General features: G+C 46.4%; 12 protein-coding genes. 11 read left to right on the top strand and 1 reads right to left on the bottom strand.

Annotation, left to right across the window (positions count from 1 at the left end; genetic code table 11):
* The first annotated feature begins 5 nt into the window (after window positions 1–5).
* The 8 genes from GC096_RS37230 to GC096_RS37195 all read left to right on the top strand — a co-directional run bounded on the left by GC096_RS37230 (window position 6) and on the right by GC096_RS37195 (window position 6969).
* Window positions 6–959, top strand: coding sequence for a helix-turn-helix transcriptional regulator (locus tag GC096_RS37230; protein ID WP_171638175.1), 954 nt, complete (start codon window positions 6–8; stop codon window positions 957–959).
* Between the two features lie 64 nt (window positions 960–1023).
* Entirely contained in the window at window positions 1024–1578 is a 555-nt protein-coding gene (locus GC096_RS37225) for a GyrI-like domain-containing protein (protein WP_171638173.1), read from the top strand.
* A 122-nt stretch (window positions 1579–1700) separates the two neighbouring features.
* The gene (locus tag GC096_RS37220) at window positions 1701–2120 is read left to right on the top strand and encodes a DUF1801 domain-containing protein (RefSeq protein ID WP_171638171.1); all 420 of its coding nucleotides are present in this window, start codon (window positions 1701–1703) and stop codon (window positions 2118–2120) included.
* Window positions 2121–2250: 130 nt separating this feature from the next.
* Window positions 2251–2805, top strand: a complete 555-nt coding sequence (locus GC096_RS37215; RefSeq protein ID WP_171638169.1) for a hypothetical protein — start codon at window positions 2251–2253, stop codon at window positions 2803–2805.
* 3 nt (window positions 2806–2808) lie between these two features.
* The gene (locus GC096_RS37210; RefSeq protein WP_171638167.1) at window positions 2809–3936 is read left to right on the top strand and encodes a hypothetical protein; all 1128 of its coding nucleotides are present in this window, start codon (window positions 2809–2811) and stop codon (window positions 3934–3936) included.
* Between the two features lie 349 nt (window positions 3937–4285).
* Window positions 4286–5482: a glycosyltransferase family 4 protein gene (locus GC096_RS37205; RefSeq protein ID WP_171638165.1), complete on the top strand. Its 1197-nt coding sequence runs from the start codon at window positions 4286–4288 to the stop codon at window positions 5480–5482.
* 69 nt (window positions 5483–5551) lie between these two features.
* Window positions 5552–6439, top strand: coding sequence for a LysR family transcriptional regulator (locus GC096_RS37200; RefSeq protein WP_171638163.1), 888 nt, complete (start codon window positions 5552–5554; stop codon window positions 6437–6439).
* A gap of 92 nt (window positions 6440–6531) precedes the next feature.
* Window positions 6532–6969, top strand: a complete 438-nt coding sequence (locus GC096_RS37195; RefSeq protein WP_246303269.1) for a rhodanese-like domain-containing protein — start codon at window positions 6532–6534, stop codon at window positions 6967–6969.
* A gap of 391 nt (window positions 6970–7360) precedes the next feature.
* On the opposite strand, the gene GC096_RS37190 is transcribed toward GC096_RS37195, so the two are convergent.
* Window positions 7361–7588, bottom strand: coding sequence for a hypothetical protein (locus GC096_RS37190; RefSeq protein WP_171638161.1), 228 nt, complete (start codon window positions 7586–7588; stop codon window positions 7361–7363).
* Window positions 7589–7658: 70 nt separating this feature from the next.
* Between GC096_RS37190 and GC096_RS37185 the strand changes: the two genes are divergently transcribed.
* The 3 genes from GC096_RS37185 to GC096_RS37175 all read left to right on the top strand — a co-directional run bounded on the left by GC096_RS37185 (window position 7659) and on the right by GC096_RS37175 (window position 11074).
* Complete coding sequence (locus GC096_RS37185) at window positions 7659–8966, top strand: MFS transporter (protein WP_171638159.1); 1308 nt, start codon at window positions 7659–7661, stop codon at window positions 8964–8966.
* Window positions 8967–9240: 274 nt separating this feature from the next.
* Complete coding sequence (locus GC096_RS37180; protein ID WP_171638156.1) at window positions 9241–10011, top strand: ABC transporter ATP-binding protein; 771 nt, start codon at window positions 9241–9243, stop codon at window positions 10009–10011.
* Window positions 9974–11074, top strand: a complete 1101-nt coding sequence (locus GC096_RS37175) for an efflux RND transporter periplasmic adaptor subunit (protein ID WP_171638154.1) — start codon at window positions 9974–9976, stop codon at window positions 11072–11074. Before GC096_RS37180 ends, GC096_RS37175 begins: the two co-directional genes overlap by 38 nt.
* The last annotated feature ends 2 nt before the right edge of the window (window positions 11075–11076 follow it).

The following is an 11076-nucleotide window of genomic DNA, read 5'->3' as shown; positions in this document are numbered from 1 at the left end:
ATATAGTGAAGCTGGAAAGGCTCTTATCCATAATTATTCTGCTTCTGAACCGCCGTGTGGTGCAAGCCAAGGAGCTCGCGGAGCGGTTCGAGGTGTCCATACGAACGATATATCGAGATGTTGAAGTAATTAATGGGGCTGGCATCCCTATCGTCACCTATCAGGGAACGAATGGTGGCATTGGATTGATGGATGGTTACCGCTTGGATCATAATGTACTTACCAACAATGAGCTTGCGGACATCGTTACCGCCCTCCGCAGCATCTCAACCTCATACGGCAACGAGCAACAACTGCGGTTATTGGAGAAAATCCATAGCGTTGTCCCGCCTGCATACTCCGAAGATTTCCAACATAAGACGAACAGCGTGTTGATTGACTACTCGCCTTGGGACGGCAATGAAGAGTTGCAACCGAAACTTCAGCTATTAAAGGAAGCCGTAGATAAGTGTCTGATAGCTAGATTTACCTATTCCAATGCCGAAGGTGAAATATCATACCGTACGGTAGAGCCGTATATGCTCATCTTAAAAGGGAGACAGTGGTACCTGCAAGCCTACTGCCTGGAGAAAGAGCAGTTTCGGCTGTTCAAGCTAAAGAGAATGAAGGAGCTGGAGATAGCCCCGGGAAGAGTATTTATTCGCCGAGAGCTTCCGATGCAAGAACGTGACACGGGTCAAAACCCAAGCGAGCCGTCCCAGGTGACAGAGATCGTCTTGCGTTTCCATGCTGATTCTCGTCATTTGGCTGAGGAGTGGTTTGGCATCGAAGGGCTTGTGCCAGATGAACACGGTAGTTGGCTAGTAAGGAAGGCATACCCGGAAGATGATTGGTTGTATAGATTCATTCTCGGCTTGGGTCACCATGCAGAGGTTCTTGAGCCACCCCATCTGCGGGATATTATTGCTAGTCGTGCAGAGCAAGTTGCGAAAATATATCGCAGAGAGAAATCAACCTGACAGAAAGATGTCAGGTTTGTTGTTTTATACTAAATGCATTCCAATTAAAGGAGAATGATTAGTAATGAAACAAGACCAATCTGAATTGAAACACTCACTGTCGGTAGAATCGGCTACCCGCAAACCAATGGAGCCTGCACGTATAGAGGAACTTCCCTCTTTCACGCTAGCCGGAATTAGCGTCGTCACAACAAATGAAGCCGAATTTAGTGATAAAGGCAAAATCGGCAAGCTATTTGAACAATACTACTTACACGATATTGGCGGACAACTGGCCGCGTATGTTAAGCAACAGGGTCATTATAGCTGTTACTTCAACTACGAACAGGGCGATGCCGGACGGTATGAAGTAATGGTTGGCGTAAACGTTCGGGAAGAATTGCAGGATCAATATCCAGATTCCGTTTCTACGTTCACAGTTCCTGCTGCGAAATACGCCGTATTCGTTACAGAGCGGGGACCGATTATAGAGATGGTGCAGCGAGCTTGGGGCGATATTTGGCAATGGTCGCGACAATCCGGCAATGAACGAGCGTTCACAGGCGATTTTGAGTATTATAAACAGAATATCAATCCGAATGACGGGCAAGCCGAAATTTATATCGCTTTACGCCAATAGCCTGTTGCCGTCACCCGAAAAAATATGATGCGAGGATATTCCAGCTTGCAACGACAAAGCCTCCAAACCAGCATAAGCTTGGATTTGGAGGCTTTATAATAATAAGGAAAGGGAGGATCAATATGAGTTCGATTGAAAACATGAAAGTTGCCGCTGTATTTGAACATTATCCCAAACATATTCAACAGAAGATGTGGTTTCTTCGCGACCTAATTCTGGATACTGCAGCTGAGACCGAGGGCGTTGGTACCGTAGAAGAGACACTAAAATGGGGCGAGCCTAGTTACCTAACAAAAAATGGGAGTGCTATTAGAATAAACTGGAAAAAATCTAACCCGCATCAGTATGCCATATATTTTAACTGTCATACTATGTTGGTTGACACATTCAAGGAACTTTTTAGAGATAAATTTAAATTTGAAGGCAATCGAGCGATTGTGTTCGAGGAGAACGATGAAATACCTGTCGACGAATTAAAACAATGTATTTCATCGTCTCTCACTTACCATACCAGAAAGCATCTTCCCATGCTGGGCATATGATAAGGTCATTCGTCATCCGTTCCCGACTTTCTCCCACCCTGCAATTTTTGTGAGATTTTGATCTATTTTGTCCCCTCAATATGCTAGAATAAGAGAATTAGATGGAATAATTAGGCAGAGGGGCTTATAGATGAGGAACAAGAGTGGGATTCTCGTGGTGGGTTGTCTTGGTTTCATTGGAATACTGGTATTAATTGCGATCATTACAGCAGCAGTTGTATGGGGGCAACGGGGGACGGCGATTGCACTAGATGAGAAGATCAAGTCGCAGCACGTCGCGAATAAGTCGAACTACGATAACATGTGGAAACGATTCAAAGAGATGGCGCAAGTCACCGACATGCAAGCTGATGATATCAAAAAGGTATATACCGACCTTATCGCGGGTCGTTACACGAATACACAAGCTCTTTTCCAAACGATCCAAGAGCAGAACCCACAGATGAGCAGTACGTTGTATACGAAGCTGCAAAATGAAGTATCTTCTGCGCGAACTGAATTCGACCGGAATCAGAAGAAAATTGCCGATCAAGTCCGTGAGTATAATACGCATATTCGGAAGCATGTGCTGATGAATGCGATTTTCCATTTCGAAACGATGGACGCGGAGAAATTCATTATTACCTCAGACCGCACGAGTGATGCGTATCAGACAGGCAAAGATAACGAAGTGAAGCTGAGGTAGCAGATGGCGTATTGGACAGCGTTATTCCTCGTACTGATTGTTGGTTTTGCCATCGAACTTGTGACGGCCCGTAAATGGTGGCGGTACGTGCTAGTATCGCTACTCGCCGTAATCCTATTCGCAAGTGTGGTAGCCGGTGATTTCTATCTACGGACAGTGGATACGGAGGTCTGGTCTGGGCGTGTAACGGACTTAGAGCACATCGAAGAGTGGGACGAGTGGATCCCAGGTAAGGAAGAATGCTCGACTGATGACAATGGGCGCAAGAGGTGTACCCAAAGGCCGGGGCATTTCGAGCACCATAAGGAAATAAACAAGATTAAAACCTCGGACAACGGATGGTTTGAGGTCAATGAATCCATGGATGGAAGAACTACTTTCACCAATCGCTCCCCTAATTCGACAAGAGAGTTGGCCAAATACTATCCACTTGGGACACCTTCGGCCTCTGTACACAGGTATGTGAATAAGGTGAGAAGCTCTTACAGCCTTTTTAAGCATAACGATATTGATCTAAAAGATTACCCTGGACTGCCTGGATACCCAAGCCACGTTTCGGAGGTGCTTCAAGTCGATCGAATAGTGGGAGAAGTGCCGAACAAGCCCAGAGCGTTGGCGGCGTTGCAAGCTTGGAATTCCGAACTCAACAAAGCAGTGCCAGATCCCGAACAACCTGGAGAGACGAAGTCGTGGAAGCAGGTGAATTTGATTTTTGTGAATATGGGGATGGATCTGCCGCAAGAATATGGCTATGCCCTCCAGGATAAATGGAAGAACGGCAACAAGAATGATTTCATCGTGAGTTTTAGCCCGGCTTCGGATGGCTCTATGAATTGGGTGCATGCTTTCTCATGGAGTGAAGTGGATATGCTCAAGCTTGAGGTGCAGGATTATATGACGGAGCAGGGGTATGGCAAGGATTTTGCGCCGATCGTGGATCATGTAGCTCAGATGGTGGCGGATCAATTCGTGAGAAAGCAGTTTGCGGACTTTGACTATTTGCAAATTGAAGTAAGTGATACGTCGATCTATATCATTTGGGGACTTGAGATGTCTCTGCTGGCATGTTACATGTACAGATGCATCAAATCCTTCCTCCATCGTCGACGGAAGATGACATTGCATTCATAAGTAAAAGCGTTCTTCCGCCGGAGGGTGAGAGAGCGCTTTTTTTCATGCCTAGCTAACCTCTCGCTAAATTAACAAAACAAAAATATTTACCTGTTATACCCCTTACAATTAAGTAATACAATGTGTGGATTACGCTAAGTTAACGAGAGGAAACGAGGCGATGTATCAGCATCTTATATGCTGCGGGTACGTTCGCAACGGCATGATTGCTTGGTTTATTCGCTTAAGTTACCTACAGATGTGGCGGTGCAGATATCGATCATTGCTCGGTTATGGAACGTGATGGCAGAAATCACATTCTGGATGAGTATTCAAATGGTCAGCAGACTCGCGAGGAAGGTGAGAAGTTATGAATCGTAAAAAGGTCGTACTAGTTACAGGGGTATTTCCACCAGGAATCGGTGGGATGCAAAGTTATTACTTCAACCTGTCCAAACATACCAAACATGACATTACCGTGCTGGCTCCTGAGTATCCGGGGAGTGAAGCATTCGATGACGAACAGACCTTTCGGACAGTGCGTGGGTCATTTATGCGTGGAGAACGTGCACACTTTTTAAGTTGGGGACGACTGTTCAGCCACGTGAAAAAGATGATGACGGTTGAAGAACCAGATGTCACAGTATATGGCTATGTGTTAATCGGTTTCATTGGATTGCTGTTTAAAGTGTTTGGCGGGCGGCGCTATGTCATTTCGACACATGGCATGGATATGCTAATGTTTCGCCGTTTTTTCGGCTTAAATTATTTAGTTAAACAAATATTGATACATGCTGATGGCGTGTTGACGAATAGTTTATTTACTAAAAGGTTCGTGGAGGATTATGGGGTTAATCCTTCTCGTATTAGTCTTGTGCATCCTGGCGTAGAGGCCGTTTTTGAGCGGAAACCTGTCAATGTGGAGTTACTTCGACGGCATGGGCTTGAAGGTAAATATATTATTTTATCCGTAGGGAGATTAGTCACGCGAAAAGGGCAAGATCGGGTCATTGAATCGATGCCCCAAATTATCCAACACATTCCCAATGCGGTGTATGTCATTATTGGTGATGGTCCAGATCGGGCCCGCCTCGAGCAGCTTGCCAGTACTACAGGCGTTACGAATGCTGTCATGTTCATTGGAAGCGTAAGCGGCGGTGAGGAATTGAATGACTATTATAACTTGGCTGATCAGTTCGTTATGGTATGCAGGGAACTGGAGACGGGGGATGCAGAAGGGTTTGGCATTGTATATCTGGAAGCGGCATCGACGGGTATCCCGGTTATTGCTGGAAGATCCGGTGGTGCTCTAGAAGCGGTACTTGATGGAGTGACAGGCGTTCTCGTGGATCCAAATTCACATGCCGAAATTGTAGAAAGCGTTCTCCAGTTGGCAAGGGATGAGGCGTTCAGAGAAAGGCTTGTACAAGGTGGTTACAGACGTGCGAAGTCCAGTTTCCAATATGAAGTCCTCACAGAGACGTTCGATCAATACGTGGAAATCCTTTGTGCGACCCATTCTCCACGTAAAAAGTTTATTAGAAGTCGATTCGATGTGAAATCATGATAGTTGATAAGACCGTAGGTCCTTGTTATATTTCAAATAGAGGAATGCTCCTAGGTGGAGGTGAGATCTATGGAAATGACGTATTTGAGGACATTTCGGGAAGTGGCGAAGTGGGGAAGTTTCACGCGGGCAGCGGAAACGCTAGGTTATGCGCAATCAAGCATCACAGCCCAAATTCAGAAGCTTGAGGAATCCTATGGGGTTGTTCTCTTGGAACGTTTTGGACGGAGTATGAAATTAACGATGGCTGGAGAAGCACTCCTGCAATACGCGAATGATATTCATAGGTTACATGAAGAGTCCAAGGAAGTCGTATCCAAGCAATCCAAAGGGACGCTCACGATCGGGACGATTGAGACGCTAGCGGCTTTCTATTTACCCCCGTATCTACAGGCTTATCGCCGCGATTACCCAGACGTCAACATTGTCATTCAACCGGGGAATGAGCCCTTCATTATTGAATCGGTGAAAGAAGGCGTACTGGACATCGGGATCATTCTGGACCCGCCATTTACGGATCCTGAGCTGGAGAGCCGTATTTTGAGGGAAGAACCACTTGTCATCATTGTTAGTCCCGATCATAAATTAGCTGGGCAAAATGAAGTTCACGTGGAAGATCTGCAGAATGAATCCCTGATCCTGACGGAGGATGGCTGTACATACCGCGCTATGTTACTTAAGGTGTTGAAAGGACATCAGGTAAGTTACAACTTATCTTACGAATTCGGCAACCTGGAGGCGATCAAGCAGTGCGTGATCTACGGTCTTGGTATTGCATTATTGCCCCGAATTGCCGTCGCCGAGGAAATGCGCAAAGGCCAGATCGTCGCGATTCCTTTTGTTCATCCGGCATGTAAGTTCTACACGCAATTGATTATCGCTAAGAAAAAATGGAAATCGAAAGCCTATCTAGGATTTCTAGAGGTACTCGGCGGCGCCAACTATCGAAATGACTGAAGTATAGGTTCGATAACTATCGATAACTCCAGTGTTTAGGGTTGTGATACATTAACATCAAGAAATCGACAAACCCACTGGAGGTAACCCAAATGACTATTCAAACAACCAAATCGCTCGTTCTTGAGACGCCTGCTGCATCACCGGAGTATACGCACCAGCACTATATGAATAAGCTTTCGGTGGAAACGGACGTTGCGGATGTACGTTACGACATGCAGCATGGCTACAATGACTTCCTGCTCATCGATGTTCGCAGTGCAAAAGCCTATGGAGAATGCCATGTTCCGGGTGCGATTAACCTTCCTTCCAACCTAATCAACGTCGAAACGACGGCTTCCTTTTCCGAAGATCAAACAATTGTCGTCTACTGCTGGGGACCAGCTTGCAATGGCGGAACGAAAGGAGCAGCTCGTCTCTCAGGTCTAGGGTTCAAGGTGAAAGAAATGTTAGGCGGTATCGAGTACTGGAGGAAAGAAGGGAATGAGGTCGAAGGAACGCTTGGCCAAACAGCCCCTTTAATCGGGTGAAAATAACGAAAAGAGGTTGTCTCAAAAGTCAATTTAGGCTTTTTGAAACAGCCTCGTTTTTCATTAATGACCGATGATCAAGGAACCTGCTTCCCGCAATTTAACTGGATTTTCTCCATCTATTTGAAGTGGAATTCTCGAATTCCAAAGATTAACTGTATTTCCTGTAGTTAAATTCCTTCGATTTGCTCGATTCTTTAAATTTCATACAAATTAAATGTGCTTTTTCCATATATTTACGGAAATACGTCAAATTCGAGCAAATTAGCTGTATTTTATGCATCTAAAGACGAATCGGCACTCACCTTGCGTTCGCAAGCTACAAATCAACCTCAAACCTTTCTCAGGGCTGTTTTTTGGGACAGCACTTTATTCGTGTAGATCAGCGTTCTTAAGCGTCGGCATCTTCTGATTTTGAAAGTAAGCGATCCAGCTTAAGTGTGATTATAAAGGTATGCTCAGCAATTTGTTGCTTGTTCATGACGATAGTTTTATGCGAAATTCGTGAACCTAAGTTTTCTGAAATTCCTATAGGAACAGCTCCTTTGACATCTAGTTTCCTAGGAAACAACGTAACGCGACCGGCGGGATAAGGCAATGAGAAAAAGGGATTTAACATAGCCAATAACTCCTGACGCAGGTATGATAGTGACAAAAGGCGTTTTGTAGCAGGGGAGGAAGATTAGGAAATGGCTGAAGACAGCGAATGGATTCAAGCATATAAGCATTCTCCAGAAAAACAGCAGCACCTCTATCGTAAAACTTTACGCACAGTCATCGTCGCTCAACTATTCGGCGGGGCAGGGCTCGCGGCAGGTGTGACGGTCGGAGCGTTACTCGCACAAGATATGCTTGGAACGGACAGCTTGGCTGGTATCCCTTCGGCATTGTTGACGCTAGGTGCTGCTTCGTCCGCCTGGATAGTTGGACGACTGTCTGGGCGTTATGGCCGGAGGGTAGGCTTAACAGCCGGTTTCCTCGCAGGAGGAGTAGGGGCTATGGGCGTCGTATTCGCAGCTATTGCGAATAGCCTGCCACTTCTGTTTCTCTCGATGCTGATTTACGGCGCAGGCACATCAACGAATCTCCAAACACGTTATGCGGGAACCGACTTGGCTAGGCCTAAGCAGCGGGCAAGAGCGATTAGCTTAGCCATGGTCTTCACGACGTTTGGTGCAGTCGCAGGGCCGAATTTAGTGGGAGTGATGGGGCAATTCGCGACATCCGTCGGTGCACCAGCGCTGACAGGGCCATTCATGCTAGCCGCTGCGGCTTTTGTGCTGGCGGGCTTGGTGTTGTGGGTATGGCTCCGGCCCGATCCTTATATCGTAGCTAAAGCGATTGCCGAGGCACAGGAAACGAATCAAGCGCAGGGGGCGGTTTCTGCGAATCCGTCAGTGCCAGCTGGGCGTAACCGAGGAATCCTCATCGGGACCACGGTGATGGTGTTGACGCAGATTGTCATGGTAGCAATCATGACGATGACGCCGATCCATATGAAGCATCATGGACACGGCTTAGATGCGGTCGGCATGGTAATTGGCATCCATGTCGCAGCGATGTTCTTGCCTTCCTTGGTAACGGGTATACTTGTGGATAAACTAGGGCGCATCTTTATGTCCTGTGCATCTGGGGTTACGCTGCTATTGGCCGGACTGTTTGCTGCATGGGCGCCAGCGGATTCGATGCCCTGGCTCATTGTCGCGCTGGCCTTGCTCGGACTTGGCTGGAATTTCGGTTTAATCAGCGGTACTGCGCAGATTATTGATGCGACAACACCGGCAACACGTGCGAGGACGCAAGGGACTGTCGATGTCTTAGTCTCGTTAGCGGGAGCATCTGGCGGAGCTTTGTCAGGCATGGTTGTTGCGCATTCAAGCTTTGCTTGGTTGTCTTTGGCGGGGGGATTCCTATCTCTGTTGTTGATCCCTGTTGTGATCTGGTCGCGTAGAGGGAGTGCCAGTGGCGGCGAGGCTGTATTTAAATCCTTTAAGTAGTCATTTTTCAAAAAAAATGAAAATCATCGATTCATTCAAGAGACGGTTCATTGCTAAGAAATTGGCAGTGGGCGGTCTTTTTATTTTGTAATAAATAGGTAATTAGTTGTATGGATGTATTTTCCAATTAATAGTATATTCCAATATATTCATCGAAATGGGAGTATCATCCAAATAAATAGATGAAATCCCCAATTTTTCTGCAACTTTTTAACATCTTGCGCCGTCTACTTTATCATACGGATATTTTGGAAATGAAAGGAAAATCAACCATATGACAAGCTGGTTGCGTAAAAAAAGCACATTGGAGGCTTTTTCTGTCGAAGAAGAACCGTTATCTGACGTGGCTTCCTCTCGCATTATCGGGCCCCATTCGCCTTTGTTGACGGTAAGTGATGTACATCGCTCCTTTCAAGTTGGAGGTCAGCAGCTAGATGTCCTGAAAGGGATTGAAATGGAGCTGAGGCCGCTGCAACTTGTCATGCTCAAAGGTCGATCGGGTTCGGGGAAAACAACGCTGCTTAACTTAATCGGAGGGCTGGATATGCCAACGAAGGGGGAGATTTTGTTTCAAGAGTATGCCTTTCACCAAAGCAGTGATGATGAGAGGACGTTGATCCGTCGTAAAGAGATTGGTTTTATATTTCAATCTTATGCTTTAATGCCATTGTTATCTGCATGGGAAAATGTTGAGTTGGCGCTGCGCATGGCAGGGACGCCACGTTCTCAGTGGAAAGAGCGGGTCAATCATTGCCTAGACCTTGTTGGGCTTAGTAAACGGATGCATCATCGTCCCTATGAGCTTTCCGGCGGCGAACAGCAGCGTGTCGCGATCGCCAAAGCTATTGCACATAAGCCATCGCTCATACTGGCGGATGAACCAACGGCTGAGCTGGATTCTCAGATGGGCGCCCAAATTATGTCTGTTTTTCGAAGCATCATCGCTACAGAGGAAATCACGATTTGTATGACCACACACGACCCTACAATTTTGGAGGTTGCCGATCATGTTTATGAAATGGTGGACGGAAGATTCGTCACGTAAGTGGGCGATGAGACCGCTAGCAGCACTATTATTAAGTTCCACACTCCTTCTTGCTTCGGGATGCTCACTGTTGCCCAAGGAACAAGATGAAGAAGCGCTTCCGTCGATTAATCCACCTAAGCTTTCGAAAAAGCCTGAATATACGGTGAAAACAGAAACCCTTGAGACGAAAGTGAGAGGGAGCGGGCGATTAATGGCTTTGCAAGAAGAGAAATTGTTTTTCTCCGAAGATATGTCTGCCAAACGGATAAGTGCCATACTTGTGAAAAATGGAGATTCCGTTGAACAGGGACAGCCGATTGCAGAACTCGACGTATCGGATATAGAGAGCGATTTGAAGCGAAAGAAGCTTCAAACACGCAAGGATGAGCTGACGATGATCGAAACGCTTCGCAAGGCTGACGAAATGACGCCTGAACAAGTCGAGCAGGCGAAGATTGATTTTGAACTGAAACGTGAGGAGCTGACGAAGCTTGAATCACAAGTGAGTAAAGCGAAACTGCTCGCACCGTTCAGTGGAACAATTGTCACCGTATCTGCTAAGAAAGGTGATACCGTGAAGTCAGGGGAATCCGTAGCAACTCTTGCTGATTTGAAAGAACTAACTGTGGCTGCAAGCATTAGTGCTGATGATGCGAAGAAAGTGGCTATCGGCATGGAAGTTCAGGTAGATATCAATTCAGCTGGTCAGCACAAAGGGAAAGTAAAGCAGCTTCCAAACCCGCAAGCTGGAAACAACAATAATAACGGTGGGTTCCCGGGTCAGGGGCAACAAGGGGAACAGGACACGATTGATAACTATTTGGTTGTTCAGTTGAATGAGTTTCCGAAAGGGCTGAACCGCGGTACGCCGCTAAGTGTGACGATTATTACCCAGCGAAAAGAAAACGCCACGACGATCCCGCTTGCGGCACTTCGTTCCTATTCGGGCCGAAATTATGTGCAAGTCGTTGATACGCAAGGAAATAAGAAAGAAGTGGACGTGGAAATCGGTCAGCAGACGTCAACGGATGTGGAAATTATTAAGGGTCTCACAGCCGGACAGAAAGTAGTAGGTCGCTAATG

The organism is Paenibacillus plantarum, from assembly GCF_013141695.1.
Taxonomy (GTDB): domain Bacteria; phylum Bacillota; class Bacilli; order Paenibacillales; family NBRC-103111; genus Paenibacillus_E; species Paenibacillus_E plantarum.
Note: the sequence above shows the minus strand (reverse complement) of the source record. Positions and strands in the feature narration are given on the sequence as shown.